Origin of the sequence: Microcoleus sp. (assembly GCF_049646505.1) — a bacterium.
Classification (GTDB): domain Bacteria; phylum Cyanobacteriota; class Cyanobacteriia; order Cyanobacteriales; family Microcoleaceae; genus Microcoleus.
The window spans coordinates 1-16401 of sequence record NZ_JBARVX010000273.1; the positions used below are offsets into that span (position 1 = coordinate 1).

Annotated in this window: 14 protein-coding genes; 8 read left to right on the top strand and 6 right to left on the bottom strand. The window is 45.7% G+C overall.

All coding sequences use genetic code 11. The features are described 5' to 3' along the window. Positions 1-36: 36 nt before the first annotated feature. Positions 37-390: a hypothetical protein gene (locus tag WBA89_RS14810; protein WP_424407642.1), complete on the bottom strand. Its 354-nt coding sequence runs from the start codon at positions 388-390 to the stop codon at positions 37-39. Positions 391-429: 39 nt separating this feature from the next. Between WBA89_RS14810 and WBA89_RS14815 the strand changes: the two genes are divergently transcribed. Next, positions 430-585 (top strand): hypothetical protein, encoded by a 156-nt coding sequence (locus WBA89_RS14815; RefSeq protein WP_424407644.1) that lies wholly within the window; start codon positions 430-432, stop codon positions 583-585. Positions 586-970: 385 nt separating this feature from the next. Here the strand turns inward: WBA89_RS14815 and WBA89_RS14820 are convergent, their stop codons facing one another. Continuing rightward, the gene (locus WBA89_RS14820) at positions 971-2071 is read right to left on the bottom strand and encodes a saccharopine dehydrogenase family protein (protein ID WP_424407667.1); all 1101 of its coding nucleotides are present in this window, start codon (positions 2069-2071) and stop codon (positions 971-973) included. 230 nt (positions 2072-2301) lie between these two features. On the opposite strand from WBA89_RS14820, the gene WBA89_RS14825 reads away from it, so the two are divergent. The 4 genes from WBA89_RS14825 to WBA89_RS14840 all read left to right on the top strand — a co-directional run bounded on the left by WBA89_RS14825 (position 2302) and on the right by WBA89_RS14840 (position 4660). Beyond that, a complete protein-coding gene (locus tag WBA89_RS14825; RefSeq protein WP_424407646.1) occupies positions 2302-2535 on the top strand; it encodes a polymorphic toxin type 34 domain-containing protein in 234 nt (77 codons plus the stop codon). Between the two features lie 44 nt (positions 2536-2579). Further along, entirely contained in the window at positions 2580-3374 is a 795-nt protein-coding gene (locus WBA89_RS14830) for a HEAT repeat domain-containing protein (protein WP_424407648.1), read from the top strand. A gap of 126 nt (positions 3375-3500) precedes the next feature. After that, positions 3501-3734: a polymorphic toxin type 34 domain-containing protein gene (locus WBA89_RS14835; protein ID WP_424407650.1), complete on the top strand. Its 234-nt coding sequence runs from the start codon at positions 3501-3503 to the stop codon at positions 3732-3734. A 125-nt stretch (positions 3735-3859) separates the two neighbouring features. Beyond that, positions 3860-4660: a HEAT repeat domain-containing protein gene (locus WBA89_RS14840; protein WP_424407652.1), complete on the top strand. Its 801-nt coding sequence runs from the start codon at positions 3860-3862 to the stop codon at positions 4658-4660. 70 nt (positions 4661-4730) lie between these two features. Here WBA89_RS14840 and crtO read toward each other — a convergent pair whose 3' ends face one another. Continuing rightward, entirely contained in the window at positions 4731-6428 is a 1698-nt protein-coding gene (gene crtO, locus WBA89_RS14845; RefSeq protein WP_424407654.1) for a beta-carotene ketolase CrtO, read from the bottom strand. 484 nt (positions 6429-6912) lie between these two features. Then, the gene (locus WBA89_RS14850) at positions 6913-8013 is read right to left on the bottom strand and encodes a tetratricopeptide repeat protein (protein WP_424407656.1); all 1101 of its coding nucleotides are present in this window, start codon (positions 8011-8013) and stop codon (positions 6913-6915) included. Between the two features lie 21 nt (positions 8014-8034). Between WBA89_RS14850 and WBA89_RS14855 the strand changes: the two genes are divergently transcribed. The 3 genes from WBA89_RS14855 to WBA89_RS14865 all read left to right on the top strand — a co-directional run bounded on the left by WBA89_RS14855 (position 8035) and on the right by WBA89_RS14865 (position 9673). Then, entirely contained in the window at positions 8035-8250 is a 216-nt protein-coding gene (locus WBA89_RS14855) for a hypothetical protein (RefSeq protein ID WP_424407658.1), read from the top strand. Between the two features lie 51 nt (positions 8251-8301). Then, entirely contained in the window at positions 8302-8628 is a 327-nt protein-coding gene (locus tag WBA89_RS14860; RefSeq protein ID WP_424407660.1) for a YbjQ family protein, read from the top strand. A gap of 421 nt (positions 8629-9049) precedes the next feature. Then, on the top strand, positions 9050-9673 hold the full coding sequence (locus tag WBA89_RS14865) for a hypothetical protein (protein WP_424407662.1): 624 nt from the start codon (positions 9050-9052) through the stop codon (positions 9671-9673). Positions 9674-10475: 802 nt separating this feature from the next. Here WBA89_RS14865 and metH read toward each other — a convergent pair. Further along, the gene (gene metH / locus WBA89_RS14870; RefSeq protein ID WP_424407664.1) at positions 10476-14060 is read right to left on the bottom strand and encodes a methionine synthase; all 3585 of its coding nucleotides are present in this window, start codon (positions 14058-14060) and stop codon (positions 10476-10478) included. A gap of 632 nt (positions 14061-14692) precedes the next feature. Beyond that, entirely contained in the window at positions 14693-15742 is a 1050-nt protein-coding gene (locus WBA89_RS14875) for a ParA family protein (protein WP_333195990.1), read from the bottom strand. Positions 15743-16401: the final 659 nt, after the last annotated feature.

The window sequence follows — 16401 nt, forward strand, 5'->3', positions numbered from 1 at the left end:
TTGAGCATCGTCCTAACTATTTTTGCAAGAAGTCTATTATTGACCCGTGACCTTTTCGATCAGCTCTTCAGCTTTTTGAACGATGTTTTCTTGCGGGTGTTCTTCGTTGTATTCCTTTAAACTTTCGTCGTAAACCTTCTCGACATTGGCAGGATTTTGAGCTGTGTTGACGAGATCTTCGTAAGCTGCTTGGGGATTGAGATCCTCAAAACTTTCTGCGGGGTCTGTAATTTTACCTGACTGCTGCGCCTGACTGCTGTATTGACCTGCTGCGTAAGCCGCCTGATTGGGTGCTACCGCTATACCTGCTAAACCAATGAAAGCCAGCGTACAGATCAGCAAAATGCTTTGACTCAATGTTTGCCCGAAAGCTTTTAAAACCCGCTTCATATCAACGTCTCCTCGTATTTTTCGCAAAAATTATGGTGGTTGTCGCCCCTTCAGTGCGATCGCGCGTCAAGAACTTTGGTTGAGGCGCAATCTTGGTTGCAGCTACCATCTGTCGATCGAGCCAAAAAGGATGTTTCTGGTGATGTCGAATATATTAAGCCCCTGCTCGTTAAAATTACTTCTACCAAAAGATAGATTAGATAAGAGTCGGCCGTTGGAACCGCGTCTGCAGTCAAACTTTTGTCCGCCTGTGCCGACTGAGCATATTAAAGCCAGAATTGGTATAAAGGGCGATCGCAATTCCTGAAAAAAACCCCATATAGCGGTTTTTCCATAAATTGCGAACCCTTACTCTTTTTTTCTCTTCTCTTGTGTTATAGCGGTTCGATCGCGTTGTGAGGTATGCCCGCGGAGTCCGGCGCGGGCCAGCGGCACCTCATACCAGAGCTAGAAATGCTATATCTTCTCTTCTCTTGCTTTATGAAACAGCAGTCCTGGCTGTTCTTTTTCGCGTGAAAAACAGTTCGTCAAACAAGCTTATTTACCAAACATCTAAACTAGCTGTAAAAACTCGCTCTAACTACAAAACAACCTGCTCTATGTTGAGATTTCGGCTTTGTATAGCTTGTTCAAATAGTTCGGTAGAAAGAGCTTGCTCTACCGACCAAACGCCTGGTTTTGCCAGTTTGCCTTCCAACATCAATTGAGCGATGCTGCCAGTACCGATGCCCGTAGCTGTAGCAGCATTTGGGTGTACCGCTGTCGATCGAACTTTAGCCGGTTTGCCGTTTTTGATGCCGGTCACTTGCGATCGCACTGCCACGCCAACACCGCTAAAATTATTGCTAACAGCCGTCATCCCGTAGCTGACATAGGACAAAAACTCAATCACCGAAGGATTTTTCAGCCAGCTAGCGGGCCAGTATTTGGCAACAAACCAAGTCAGGTGATTGTAAAGGTCTGGAGACGTGCCGAATTTAGTAATAACTGTTTTCACCGGGAAAGTTTCCGGCAAAGTAATTGCTTCCGGCATATCGAACCAGTAAACCCCTGTTTTGCCGTAGGGTTCGGGAAATTCTATCGTTTCGCGATCGGTGTATGGCTTGATTTCCTGCATTTTGCCATCAATCAAAACCTCAAAAGGAGTTTGCAAACCTAAGAAAGTAGTCCGCATCACCGTGACTCCAGCACCGCCAGAACCGCCGACCACGTAACTCAAATGGATGTGTTCTGCCGCATCTAATTGCTCGACATCCCGGCGTACCATGCTGTTAGAAACTCCCGGAAAAATTCCCGTATTGACGATCGCAGTAATTCCAGCATTTTTAGCTGTTTCGCGCAATTCTAAAGCTCTGCGAGTAAAACTGCGGCTGTCGCTGACATCGGTATAATTAACACCAGCTTCGATGCAAGTTTTCAATACGCTAGCGTCTCGGTAGTGAAAAGGCCCTGCACTGTGGACTACCAGGTTAGAAGATGAAACAGCTTGGTGCAAAGCTGCGCTATCTGCTAAATTTAAAGCTAAATAGCGCGATCGGTTCGGCGGCAACTCTGGTGGAAGAGAGCCATTAGGGTCGCGTCCGGTAACAGTAATTTCTGCGTCGGTAGGGGTAACAAGGTCTTGGGCAACGCTGCTGCCAATTCTGCCCCTGCCGCCGACAATCAAAACTCGGTTTGTCATCGCTAAAAATAGGGTAACGCTAATCTGAGTTTCTCTATTTTCAGGCATAATTTCCATCTGCACAAAGGATGAATTTATGATAATATTAGGCATCAAGGGCGAGAACCCGGGCATCCGCAGGCGATCCCAGCCCAAGCAACTCTCCCAAATAACCATGCCCTACAGTCAGTTCACCAGCATTGCAAAAGTAGTATATATTTATTTCTGATTAAACAAAATAACGATAGGTTATGACATCAGAAGGCAACATTGGGGATACAGGCATCGTAGAAAAAGCTAACCAACTGATCCGAGCAGGTTTAGCTCCAGATATGGCTACAGCACTGAAAATTCTCGAATATCAAGCTATAGAAGAGCAGAATCAAAAAGAGAGGAGGAAAATTAGAAGGACTCAGAAAGCTTCTAAAGCCCGACACAGCCGTCACAGTGGTAAACAAAAGAAAAAGAAGAAGCAAAGATTTTAGTTCATTCAAACCGCAAGAAACTCAATGGAGAGGAAGAAATAAAAATGATCGATAATATGACTAAAACACTGCTAGATGATTGCGATTCGGATAATTACTCCCTGCAAACAAAAGCACTTCTTAAGCTTGTTGATGCAGAAGTTTATGAAGCTGTACCGAAGATAGTACAATTAATAAAGTCACCCAATTCATCGGTTCGAGCTGATGCAGCAGCGGCATTGGGTTATCTGGGAAGTGAGGAAGTAGAGACGGTTGGGCCTGCGTTAATCACCTTGCTGGACGATGAAGAAGAACTGGTTAGGTCTGAAGCCGTGGAGGCCCTTGGAGATATTGATTATACTCCTGCAGTTGTACCAATAGAATATATCTTAAGAAATGACCCTTCAGCACTGGTTCGCGCATCAGCAGCCGAAACTCTTGGGTATTTAGAAGAAGCATCAGCTATAGAAACTCTGGAAATTTCACTGCTCGATACTAATGAAGATGAAGCAGTTCGATGCTATGCTGCTAACTCGATCGGGCTTTTAGGTACGCCGCAGCTATTGCCAAAACTTGAAAACTATCTAAACTCGGAACTTCCTTTATCAGTAAAAGCTGAGTTAATGGGTGCAAGGTACTGGTTGGGTGCGAAAGAAGATATTGGGAAGCTAGTGAGTTTGTTGGATAATGCTGATGAAGATTTGGCAAGTCATATTTTGATTATTTTAACAGATTTGACGGAACGAGAGGAGCCGCCAGCATTGGCGAAAGATGCTCCTGATTTAGAGAAGGTGTTAAGTGCGATCGCCCTGAGTTTTCCCCTGATGCGCCATCAAGCAGAATCAATACTGGCGCAGTAATTAGGAATTCGCCCGTTATGCTACAATCGAAGTTAGTCGCTCGCCCTAACTTTGAGGATGTTTTGATGGGTGATCGGCATTTTCCTTAATATTAGTTTCACGAGAACAATATGATTCAAAAGAAATATGACTTCTGAAGGTAACGTCGCGGATACGGGTGTCGTACAAAAAGCTCACCAACTGATTCAGGCAGGTGAAGCACCAAATATGGTTACAGCACTCAAAATCCTGAAAGAGCAAGCTAGACAAAATCAGGATAAGGTAGAATTAGATAAGATACAAACTACCCAGAAAGCATTTGATGACAGGAGAAGCCGACGCAGTGGCAATAAGAAAAAGAGGAATAAGAAAAAGAGATAAGCTTATAAAAAATGAAGTGTCGCTGCAAAATTACGAAGAATCTCACTTGGTAAAAAGTTTTTTTTTACGAGAGCGCTCGTCCGCGTTCGCACTACAAAAGCAAAACTAAGAGGCTCCAAAAAATCATGAATACGCTGACAACTGAAGCACTGCTAGATTATTGCGATTCTGATGATTATGCCCTGCAAACAGAAGCACTGATACAGCTTGTAGATGCAGAAGTTTATGAGGCTGTACCGAAGATATTAAGATTGTTAAAGTCCGCGGATGAATTAATTCGATCTCATGCAGCAGAAGCATTGGGTTATCTAGGAATAGAAGAAGTAGAGACGGTTGGTTCTGCATTAATACCTTTGCTAAACGATCCAGAAGAACTGGTTAGGTCTGAAGCCGTGGAGGCTTTGGGATCACTTGGTTATAGTCCTGCGGTTGTACCGATAGAATATATTCTCAGACATGATCCTTCAGCACTGGTTCGCGCATCAGCAGCAGAAACTCTTGGATATTTAGAAGAACCATCAGCTATAGAAACTCTGGAGCTTTCACTGCTTGATGTTGATGAAGATAAAGCAGTTAGAGGGTATGCTGCTAATTCAATCGGGCTTTTAGGTACGCCGCAGCTATTGCCAAAACTGGAAGAGTATCTAAAATTAGAGCTTCCTTTATCAGTAAAAGCTGAATTGCTGGGAGCGAGGTACTGGTTGGGCGCGAAAGAAGATATCGAGAAGCTATTGACTTTGTTGGATAATGCTGATGAACATTTAGCAACGATCATCCTGAATATTTTAACAGATTTGACCGAACGGGAGGAGCAGCCAACATTGGCAAAAGATGCTCCAGATTTAGAAAGGGTATTGAGGTCGATCGCAAATCGTTTTCCCTTCACAGGAAATCAACCAGAAAAAATTCTCGCCCTCGCACATTGATAAATCAGTACAAAGAAACGCAGATGTAATTCATCTGCGTTTCTTTGCGTTCATCTGCGGTTAAAAAATCTTACTTCTCATTACTCCGAAACACCGACTTAGCCTTCGATTTCAGAGAATTAGCCGCATCAGCCAAAGTCTGCGCGATCGGCTGCTGCGAGTGCATGAAAACGCGAGCCGTATTGCGTCCGGGCATCCCCGAAATCGAGCCGCCGGGGTGCGTACCCGCCCCCGTGAGGAACAAACCGTCGATCGGCGTTTTGTAATTCGCCAACTCCGGTAACGGGCGGAAAAATATCATCTGATCCAGCGTCATGTCAACGTGGTAATAATTCCCCTTCAACGCTCCCAAACGCTCTCCCAATTCTGCCGGACTTTCCACGCGGCGGCCGATAATTGAATTCTTGATATTCGGCGCGTATTCTGCTAATTTATCAATGCAGCGATCGGCAACTTTGTTTTTCAGATCGTCCGTCCAACCCGTACCGTGCTGACCGGTTCCCTCAGCATTTTCGATTTGGTAAGGAGCAAAAAATTCAATCCAAGCCGTATGGTGTCCCGGAGGAGCCATTGACGGGTCTCTTACGGTGGGAAACACGACATACATGGACGGATCGGAATCGGGGATTTTGCCGATCCCAGGTTCGTTGTGGGCAATTTCCACGTGTTTCACCGAGTCAGCAATTAAAACTGAACCCATTAAATATTCATCGCGATGGTTCCAGCGATCGAACTTCGGTACTTCATTCAGAGCTAAATCTATTTTCAGAATTGTCTCGTTGTTGTTAACAATTTTGCGCTCCAATCTTTCCCGCAAATTCGGATCGGCACTGTCAACATCGCTGTCATCCATTAAATGCAGAAACAAACGCTTCGCATCAATATTAGAAATGACAGCTTTGGTAGCTCGATATTCTGTGCCGCCAGCAACTCGAACACCGACAGCGCGGCCGCTATCAACTAATATTTTCTCAACGTGCTGGTCGGTAAGTATAACACCCGCATAGGTTTTCACTAAATTGACCAGCGCTTGCACCAATGCCCCCGTTCCCCCGCGAGGCCTCGCCATGCCGGGATTGTGGCGCATTGCCAGCATAATTGCGCCTACAGCAAGAGTTTTTTGCGAAGGAGGCGCGCCCAATTCAGAGGCGAGTCTCGCTAAGGGTGCTTTCAAAAATTCCTCATCGAACCACTCGTTGAGAATGTCCTCAGCGCTGGTAATCATCGTGCGAATAAAGTCCAGCGTTTTGTCGGGGGAACCGATGACTGAAAATAAGTCTTTGAGTTTGGCAATATCGTAGTTGCCGGCAATATCTACGATCGATTTTGGCGGCGCGTTGAACATCGGCACCATTGCACCTAAAGCGCGCTGCCAAAAGTCTGTATATTCGGCATATTTTTTCGCGTCGCGCTCGTTGTAGCGGGCAATTTCTGCACAAGTTTTTTCGACGGAAGTGTGTGCTAAGAAATATTTGCCGTCTGGATGCGGACAAAAAACCACTGGATCGCAGTAAAGATATTCTAAACCGTATTTCTCCAGTTCTAATTCTTCTACAACTGGCCCTAGATGGATAAATTCGTGGTCGATCGCGCACAAATTGAATTTAAAATCGGGTAATTCGGGAATTGCCGCTTCGGTAGTGGCTGCGCCGCCGGGAACCGAACGTTTTTCTAACAGTAAAACTGTATATCCGGCTTTGAGGAGATAAGACGCGCAGACCAGTCCGTTGTGACCGGCTCCGATGATAATCACATCATAGGTTTGCATAGATGAAGCTCGGGGGATAGGATATTTTGCTTATTTTACAAATGTTAATAACTTGACAGACTCTATCAATAGAAATAGATTCATCTTCATCAAGCTGGTTTAACATCTTACAAAAGATGGAGTTTTTATCAAGTGCTGCTGTGCGATCGCTCTTATTTCCTTTTGAATGAACCGCTCGATCGCCCTGCCAACTTACCCCGGCATTATATCACACAATTCCTCATTTATATGCCTGTAAAAAATCTTAACTAGGGCTTGCTCTGCCAGACAAACCCGAATTCGATCGACTGCTGAAACAAATCCTCGCTCGCCGCAGCGATCGCGATAAAGTCTTGGTCGGGAATAAGTTGTAGGGTGCGCCGCGCTACGAGATTTTTTATCTAATTCGCAGGCGGGGGATGGCGGCGCACCCTAGGGTATCTTATTCCCAATTACCCATTGACAATTCCCAATTCCTAGTTCCTAGTTAGTACATGGAGAAATATTATTTCAGTTCTTGGAGTGCAGCCTCGGATTTTTGTGCGCCATCATTGTTGCCTTGCTGGCGGTAAGTGTCGAGGGCTTGTTGGAAAGCTTGACTTGCTTCGGATTTGCGATCGCGCGCTTTGAATGCTTTACCCATATTGTAATAAGCTTCTGCCCGGTCTGGATCGAGCTGAATCACTCGCCGAAAAGTGATAATCGCTGCTAAAAAATCTTGTTTTTCTAGTTGGATTTCTCCGATCGCATTATACGCTTCCACTAAATTAGGTCGCACCGCAATCGCCCGCCCGTAAGCTAAAAGCGCTCCGTCTAAATCGTTTTGAGATTTGAGAAGTTCGCCAATTTCTACTTGCACTTCGGGATTTTTAGGCTCTAGTTTGGCAGCTTCTTCAAAAGCTGCCAGCCCGTCGGAAGTGTTGCCGCCCCGCAGGAAAGCAGTACCTAATTTTAACTGGACGCTGGCTTGTTTGGGAGCGAGTTTAGCTGCTTCTTCGAGCACAGTAACTGCACTGGCAAAATTTCCCTGCTGGATCAATATTAAACCCATTGAAGAATAAGCTTGCCAACTTTTCGGATCGAGGGCGATCGCCTCTTGGTATGCTTTAAATGCACCGCTGTAATCTTTTTGCTGAAAAAGTACCACTCCCAGACCGATGCGGGCGTTGACATTTTTGCGGTCGAGCACAGCGGCGCGGCGGTAAGCTGCTGCTGCTGCTGGATAGTTTTGCAAATTCGCCATAGCGTATCCCAATGCGTATTGAAAGTCAGCATTTTTCGGTTCCAGACCGATCGCCTGCTGGTAAAATTCTACAGAGGCTTGATAGTTGCCTTGACGCGCTTCTAAATAGGCAATACCGGAAAAAATGCGCGGGTTTTCGGCATCTAAACGCGCGGCTTGCTGATAAACGGCGATCGCCTTACCGTAGTCTCCTAAATCTACCAACTCGCGCCCTTTTCGCAGCAGATCGTCTAAATTTGGATCGTTTTTAGGTTGAACTTGAACAGATGTTTCTGCTGAGAGTGCCCGATGCGGCACTGCGACAGCGAATCCTGCTACTAAGAGCGTACTGAATACCAAGAGACTTTGTTTGTAAACGGCCATTTGTTTCAAAAAGTGTGTGAAATGAAAGAGCTAGTTGGCGTCAGCTTGCCATCGCCGACTTGCCAAAAACGGACACCAGCCCCCGACGTTCGCGTCAGGGCAGATCCCAAAATTTTAGAACCCTGTTCAACCTCCCAGATTCACGGAGCTGCAAGTCAATTCTCCAATCTTCAAGGCCCCAATCTCAAATCGACGCAGCTTAGAGTTTGGCTGGAATCTTTGAACGGCGAGATGTAGTAAATCTACAGAACAACACCAACTCAAAATTTTCGCGATTGAGGCCAACTGATGATTGTAACAACAACTGATATCATTCAAGGAGCAGAAATTCAATCTTACTTGGGAATTGTAACTGCTGAGGTGGTCTACGGCACCAACGCCCTGCGAGATTTCTTCGCCGGGATTCGCGACATCATCGGCGGGCGCACCGGGAGTTACGAAGAAGTGTTTCTCAAGGGACAGCGAGACGCCCTCGCCGAACTAGAAAAACGAGCCGCGCGCCTGGGTGCCAATGCCGTAATCGGGGTGGAAGTTGATACCGGCACGATTAATGTAGACTCTTCGGGAGCTTTGCTGCTGATTACTGCCGTCGGAACGGCTGTAAGATTGCGTTAAGCTGTCTTACCTCTATACATCCGCGAACTTTTTTAACTGGATAAAATAGTCATTAGTCATTCGTCATCAGTCATCAGTCATTAGCTAATAGCTTCTGACTGACGGCTGATATCGTTTCCGGTTGCATCGGAATAATAAAATCGAGTCAACAGTTAACACTCAACCATTCAGTTTTTCGCCCCGCCCGTCAACAGTCAACTCTCAACAGTCACCAGTCAACTCTCAACAGTCACCAGTCAACTCTCAACAGTCATGAGGAGTGCAACCGGAATTGATATGATGACTTTTTTATTTCCTTCTTAAGACATAGATGCTGGTTATTTCCCCAGGCAGATATATTTTCTATCAATCTCAGCCACGATTAATACTCAAGGGAAAGATTGTTAAAAATTAAAGCTACTCTCAGAGGAAAGAAAAACCTATGTCATATGTAAATAGACCAGCCGATAACGTTGTTGCCGAACCCGTAGTGGTGAATTCAGTGATGGAATACCACGATCGAGTGCGGTGGGGCCCGATATTTTCAGGTTTGGTAATTGCGATCGCCACCCAGCTAGCTTTAAGTGCATTGGGCGCTGCGATCGGCTTGAGCAACATTGCTAACTCAGGAGCACCGCGCACTATCGCCGGCAGCGTGGGTACCGGAATCGGAATTTGGTCGATTATCAGTTTGCTAATTAGCTTGGGCGTCGGCGGCTGGGTAACTGCTCGCGCTTGCGGCCCGATGAACCGCAGCACCGCACTTTTGAACGGAGCAATTTTGTGGGCAACAACCTTAACAATTGGATCTTGGCTGTTAGCAAACGGCGTAGCCGGTACTTTTGGCATAGTAGCTGCGAATGCCGGAGAAGCGATCAATCAAGCGCAGCAAAGCGGGGTAAATCTGCCGAACCAAGCGCCTAACGTATCTGCTCAAGATACTCGCAATATTGCAGACAATGCCGCCAAAGCAGGTTGGTCATTTTTGTTCGGCTCGCTATTGGGTTTAGTTGCTTCGATGGCAGGAGCATCAGCAGGCGCGCGCACTCCCCGGAGTTACTCGTAAGACGGAGTTCGGGAATTGGGAATCGGGCATCGGGCATTTCTTCTTCCCAGGCTCTACCCGTTGGTGACAACTTAACACTGAAATCCATAATAAATGTCGGTTATAGTTGCTCGTTCCCAGGCTCTGCCTGGTAATGCATATCCGGAGGCTCTGCCTCCTTTGATATGGCAACTTACAGGAGAGAGGACTGTTTGCTCGTTACCAGGCTCTGCCTGGTAATGCATATCCGGAGGCTCTGCCTCCTTTGAGGAAGGCAACGTACAAGAGAGAGGACTGTAGGAGGTGTTTAAGTTATTAAGTTTTCGATTCTTAACACTGAAATCCATAATAAATGTCGCTTGTAGCTGAGTCTAGAACCCCCAAAATTCACCTTAAGAAGCAGGGTGAATTTTATCGTTTCCAGGTTCTACCTGGGAACGCATTTCTTGAGGCTCTGCCTCTCAGTTTTTTAGAGGAGGCAGAGCCTCGCCTATCTGCGTTTCCAGGCAGAGCCTGGGAACGAGTAAAAAAGGCCACTTACAGGAGAGAGGACTGTAGGAGGTTCTACCTGGGAACGCATTTCTTGAGGCTCTGCCTCTCAGTTTTTTAGAGGAGGCAGAGCCTCCTGATCTGCGTTCCTAGGCAGAGCCTAGGAACGAGTAAAGAGGAGGCAGAGCCTCGCCTATCTGCGTTTCCAGGCAGAGCCTAGGAACGAGTAATACGAGTAATTTTTTAGAGGAGGCAGAGCCTCGCCTATCTGCGTTCCCAGGCAGAGCCTGGGAACGAGTAACGAGTATAATTTGGGCATTCCTCACCCTACAAATTAGGCGGTAAAGTATTTAGCCGCTGGGTGATAGGTGATAATTGCAGTGGTGGATTGTTCTGGATAAAGCTGCTCGCTTTCATCCATGTACAAGTTTATCCGATCGCACTTCAACAAATCCAACTGCTTGTACTGATCCGCCATATTCGGACAAGCAGGATAGCCGAAACTGTAGCGCGAACCCCGATATCTCTGCGCTAGCATATCCCGAATATTATCCGGTTCTTCGCTACCAAAGCCCAATTCCCGGCGAATCCGCGCGTGAGTCCATTCTGCTACCGCTTCGGCAGTCTGTACCGCCAACCCGTGGAAGTAGAGATAATCGGTATATTGATTGTTAGCAAACAGCTTTTGCGCGTACTCCGTAGCAACTTCTCCCACCGTCGCTACTTGCATCGGAAATACATCGATTTTACCCGATTCTTTCGGCGCGAAAAAGTCGGCAATACACAGCCGGCGCGCCGATTTTTGGCGGGGAAACGTTAATGTTGCAGCCACAGGCAAGATGCCTGTGCCACTATTTTCTGTTGTGGGGTGGGCATCTTGCCCGCCCTTCATAATTTCCGGATCGTACACATACAAAGAATTGCCTTCAGATTGACAGGGAAAATATCCGTAAATTGCTTGGGGATGCAGTAACTTTTCGGCAATAATTTTGTGTTTCCATTCCTCCAATATCGGATAAACTTTCTCCGCCAAAAAAACATCGTATTCTTCCCGCGATTGGTCTTTGGGCTTGCGGAACTGCCACTGTCCCGCCACTAATGCTTGCAAATCTAAGTGCCAGAAAATCTCCTCAAAGGGTATTTCTTCTCCCTGCAACACTTTTGTTCCCCAGAAAGGAGGATTAGGGCGATCGATATCTGCAGCAACCGCTTCGGAACGCCTAGTATCAATCACCACCGGAACATCTGCTTTTCCAGCATCTTCTACAGCAGTTTCTGCCGAAATTTTAGCTACTTTCACCGCCTTATTTTCTTGCCCTACTTCATCTAAAAATCCTTGCAAATCTTCCCAGTTACCAGCAGATTTGGCTGGCATGAGTTTCTCCATAAAATGCAAGTCAGAAAACGCATCTTTGCCGTAAATGACTTTACCTTTATACGTATTTTGGCAATCTTCATGCACAAACTTGGGAGTCAAAGCCGCACCGCCCAAAATTACGGGAACGGTGATTCCTTTCTGGTTGAATGCTTCCAGATTTTCTTTCATGAATGCAGTTGATTTCACCAGCAAACCGCTCATGGCAATACAGTCGGCTTTGTGCTTTTCGTAGGCTTCGATTATCTTGTCAACTGGCTGTTTTATTCCCAAGTTGATCACTCGGTAGCCGTTGTTTGATAAGATAATATCAACCAAGTTTTTGCCGATGTCGTGAACGTCGCCTTTAACAGTCGCAATCAGGAATGTACCTTTGGCATTATCCCCGGATTCTGACTTTTCCATGTACGGTTCTAAATAGGCGACTGCCGCTTTCATAGTTTCTGCTGACTGCAATACAAACGGTAGCTGCATTTGTCCCGAACCAAACAATTCTCCTACTACTTTCATCCCGTCTAGCAAGAAGGTATTGATGATTTGCAGGGGCGGATAGGTTTCTAAGGCTTTGGCGAGTTGGATGTCGAGTCCAATTCGTTCGCCGTCGATGATGTGCTGCTTCAGCCGTTCTTCTACGGGGAGGTTTGCGTCTTCTGTCCGATCGCGCTTGGTAGTTTTGCCAGCAAACACCGTTGTCAGGTCGCCCAAGGGGTCGTAAACGCAAATATCGCCGTCGAACTCCCTCTCGTCGTAAATCAGTTTACGGCAGATTTCTTGGTGTTTGGGGTCGATTTTGGCGATCGGCAAAATCTTGTTAGCGCTGATAATAGCCGAATCCATCCCCGCCTGCATCGCTTCGTGCAAAAACATGGAATTCAAAACTTGCCGCGCCGCCGGATTCAAACCGAAGGAAATATTAGAAACTCCCAAAATTACGTGACAACCGGGCAATTCTTGGCGGATGCGGCGGATCGATTCGATAGTAGCTTTGCCGTTTTTTCGGTCTTCTTCAATCCCGGTGGAAATTGGCAATGCTAGGGTATCAAAAAAGATTTCCTCGGCGGGAATTCCGTAGGCGACGGCGGCGTTGTAGGCGCGCTGGGCGATCGCAAATTTTTGGTCAGCAGTTCTGGCCATCCCATCTTCATCAATCGTCCCAATTACTATCCCTGCACCGTATTTTTTTGCCAACTCCAAAACTTGATAAAAGCGCGGTTCTCCGTCTTCATAGTTAGTAGAATTCAGCAAACATTTCCCGCCCGCAACTTTTAACCCCGCTTCCATTTTTTCCCATTCGGTGGAATCCAACATTAAGGGCAGATTTGCATTAGTCACCACGCGGGAAACTAATTGTTTCATGTCGCGCACGCCGTCGCGCCCGACATAATCAACGTTGACATCCAGAACGTGGGCGCCTTCTCGCACTTGTTCCCTAGCCATTGCTACTAAACCGTCCCAATCTTCGGCATTCAGCAAATCGCGGCATTTTTTGGAACCGCTGGCGTTGAGTTTTTCGCCGACAATTAAGAATGAATTTTCTTGTTCGTAGGGTTGGGCGCTGTAAATTGAAGCGGCGGCCGGTTCCCAAGAAAATTCGCGAATTTTGGGTGTGAGAGTTTCGCCAATTTCTGATAGTTGTTGGATGTGATCGTAGCGGGTGCCGCAGCAGCCGCCGATGACTTGCACGCCTAGGTCTTCGACGAAGCGCATCAAGGCCATTTTTAATTCTATTGGCGTGAGTTTGTAGTGCGCGTGGCCGCCGATGTTTTCGGGTAAACCGGCGTTGGGAATGCAGGAAATTACAAAGGGCGAATGTTCGGAAAGGTATTTGACGTGTTCGGCCATGCGATCGGGCCCGGTGGCGCAGTTTAATCCTAAAATATCTATGGGATAGGGCTGCAAAATGGCGAGGGCGGCGCTGATGTCGGAACCGACTAGCATCGTGCCGGTGGCTTCCATTGTGATTGATACCATTAATGGAATCCGCGCGCCTTTTTTCTTAAATACTTCTTCAATAGCATTTAATGCTGATTTAATTTGCAGTACGTCTTGACAAGTTTCGACAAGAAATAAGTCTGCGCCGCCGTCATAAAGTCCTTCGGCTTGTTCGGTAAAAGCGGCGGTTAGCGTGTCGAAATCGATGTGTCCTAATGTTGGCAATTTGGTGCCAGGCCCGATCGATCCTGCGACAAATCTCGGTTTTTCTGGCGTGTCAAATTCGGCGGCGATTCCCTTGGCGAGTTCTGCCGCTGTTTTGTTGAGATAATATGCTTTGTCTGCTAAATCGTACTCGGCGAGCACGATGGAAGCAGCGCCGAAGGTGTCTGTTTCGATGACATCAGCGCCTGCTTCGAGGAATCCCCTGTGCACGGTGGCGACGGCTTCCGGTTTGGTGTGCACGAGATATTCGTTGCAGCCTTCGTATTCTTTGCCGCCGAAGTCTTCTGCGGTGAGGTTTTGGACTTGCAGGTTGGTTCCCATTGCGCCGTCGAAGACGATGACGGGGCGCGAGGGGTGGTGGAGTCGATCGAGAAATCTGCTATTCATCGGCGGTAAAAAGACGTAGGTGCTATATATTTACATTTTTATCTATTGTGCAATATTCTCAACAATTATGCGTATTTTGGGGAACTGCTGATGACTGAAGGATTTAATGTTGGTGACAATAGTTCGTAGGCGCAAGCCGGGGCGTAGCCATCGCACCTGTAATTTTACCGATCGCCCTAGATAATTGTCAAAATTTGGCTGCGGGCGATGCTGCGGAGGAAAAATTGGCCAGTGGCGAGGTTTTTTTTTCGCTTAACTGTTGAGGATTTTTGCGAAAATGCGATAGATTATGGATACCGGAATACTTGATGGCTGAAAAAAAGTTAATCCAAAAATCGGATAGAGGAATTTCAATATAAAAGGGCAAATAGTAACTTCTTCTCATCCTAAACAAGAGCAAATTATCCGCTAGTCAAAGGTTATTTTAAAAATTGCATAATGATTCGACACGCTCTCATAGTTTATCTGATTGTTACCCCACTTTCACAAGTGTGATGTCTGCTTAATCTGGCGTGGTAGAGGTCAAGAACGATCGCCCTCAATCAGGCGATCGCACGCCGCAACAGTCCTTAAGTTCACACCAATGATATGCAACCCTACAAATCCGTAACCTCAAAGAGTTAACCAGAGTTTCATAGTTTGGCAACCAGTTTTTCAATCACCTGGTGACATAAATCTCGTTGTAGTTTAGAAACTTGGATTTCTTCTTCATAAACTTTGTAACGACCTTGATCTAGCATTTGACTTAATGGTAGCCCTTGATTAGCTGCTACTACGCCAGCACTATTAAAATCTCTCAATTCGCAACTATAAGCCTCTTCAAATTGCTCTTGAGTATCAATATTTAGTTCGTTGTCAACAAAACGATTTTTATTTTGCTTATACTCCGAAAACATTTTCTTCACTGCTTCTTGTGACAGTGCTTTGAATGCGTGTGCAGCACCCATTTTCTGAGTAAATCTATTTCCTAGTAGAAGTGCGATTTTGGGTCTCTCCATCTTATAAGTATCAACTTTACCTGCAAAAGTGTACCTTCCATACACTGGATGGCTCTTCTCAGTACCCCATATTAAGTTAAACAATCCCGATATGGCATAAATCGATGAGTCGTCAGCATTGATAGGCACCAACAATTTTTGACCTGAGAGGATTGCAATCTGTGTATAAATTGAGAAGCTGGGATTGGTGTCGATAAAAAATGTTGTTGGTTTGTCCAGTATAGTGCGCTGTGTAAACTTTTTAATGATTGAATGTATTTCTACCCACGGAGAATCCGTAGTTGACAATGGTGCTGCATCAGCTCTTTCTGCCAACAAGGGTGCAATTAACTCAAGGTTTCCATCGCCAGACATCAGAAAAAGGTTTGACGGTAGCTTTGGATTACTTTCTTGTAATTTAAGCAAATACTTATCTATATCACTGGTGTCATTTTTTAACACACTATCCGTCAAATAGCCCACAACTGTTTTAGGTACATCTCCAATAATTAGTTCCTGGAGACGAGATTCTGCCTCAGTACCACCTCCCATCAACATCATTGACGAATTTGCTTGTGGGCACATATCTATGACCACCACATTTCGATCTTGATTCTTCTCGGCATACATAGATGCAATGTGGAAGGTAATAGTGCTCTTACCAACACCACCCTTGTTGTTCCATATAACATAACTCTTATTCATGAATAGCCTCCTAATACGACTGAGCTTAATATCTTACTATTTTCCAAGCATAGACTACTCAGATATTTTTTTATGTTTAACTTAGAATTATATCGCAGTTGCGGTAAAATACTCAATATAACATAAATATATCGTAGATAGCGGATGTATGTCAAGCTCTTCTTACGTTTAGCTTTTCCATTTTTACAGATCGCAGAAATACCCGCATTCATTGAACAAAGCAGGGCGATCGGACAAAGATCCGCCGTGCGTCTATTTCGGAAAAGAATTAGAGAAATTTTGCAAAATCCCAACCCATAATAAAGTATCAAAGGTTCGATCGTTCGGAATTCAGTTTTTCTTGAAGGCGGACTAAGGATCGAAAACTTAATAACTTAAACACCTCCTACAGTCTTCTCTCCTGTAAGTTGCCAGATCAAACGGAGGCTCTGCCTCCGGATCTGCATTACCAGGCAGAGCCTGGTAACGAGCAATCGCTTAAGTTATTAAATTTTCATTCCTAAAGTCCTAACTGCGAACCTTTGAGCCTTAAAAAAAAATTAAAATCTTTGATTATTTCTTTCTCGCCTTTCTCTGTGAACCCCTTTTCGGTAGGTGCTTAATTTCGGTTTCGCCTCCTGTAACTTCTAATGTAGCGTCTACTTGTTCTATGATTTCTA

Coding starts and splice junctions, on each gene's coding strand:
- WBA89_RS14840 (WP_424407652.1), top strand. CDS start 3,860: ATGAATACGCTGACAACTGAAGCACTGCTAGATTATTGCGATTCTGAT.
- WBA89_RS14830 (WP_424407648.1), top strand. CDS start 2,580: ATGATCGATAATATGACTAAAACACTGCTAGATGATTGCGATTCGGAT.
- metH (WP_424407664.1), bottom strand. CDS start 14,060: ATGAATAGCAGATTTCTCGATCGACTCCACCACCCCTCGCGCCCCGTC.
- WBA89_RS14850 (WP_424407656.1), bottom strand. CDS start 8,013: ATGGCCGTTTACAAACAAAGTCTCTTGGTATTCAGTACGCTCTTAGTA.
- WBA89_RS14875 (WP_333195990.1), bottom strand. CDS start 15,742: ATGAATAAGAGTTATGTTATATGGAACAACAAGGGTGGTGTTGGTAAG.
- WBA89_RS14865 (WP_424407662.1), top strand. CDS start 9,050: ATGTCATATGTAAATAGACCAGCCGATAACGTTGTTGCCGAACCCGTA.
- crtO (WP_424407654.1), bottom strand. CDS start 6,428: ATGCAAACCTATGATGTGATTATCATCGGAGCCGGTCACAACGGACTG.
- WBA89_RS14860 (WP_424407660.1), top strand. CDS start 8,302: ATGATTGTAACAACAACTGATATCATTCAAGGAGCAGAAATTCAATCT.
- WBA89_RS14810 (WP_424407642.1), bottom strand. CDS start 390: ATGAAGCGGGTTTTAAAAGCTTTCGGGCAAACATTGAGTCAAAGCATT.
- WBA89_RS14835 (WP_424407650.1), top strand. CDS start 3,501: ATGACTTCTGAAGGTAACGTCGCGGATACGGGTGTCGTACAAAAAGCT.
- WBA89_RS14820 (WP_424407667.1), bottom strand. CDS start 2,071: ATGACAAACCGAGTTTTGATTGTCGGCGGCAGGGGCAGAATTGGCAGC.
- WBA89_RS14855 (WP_424407658.1), top strand. CDS start 8,035: ATGAAAGAGCTAGTTGGCGTCAGCTTGCCATCGCCGACTTGCCAAAAA.
- WBA89_RS14825 (WP_424407646.1), top strand. CDS start 2,302: ATGACATCAGAAGGCAACATTGGGGATACAGGCATCGTAGAAAAAGCT.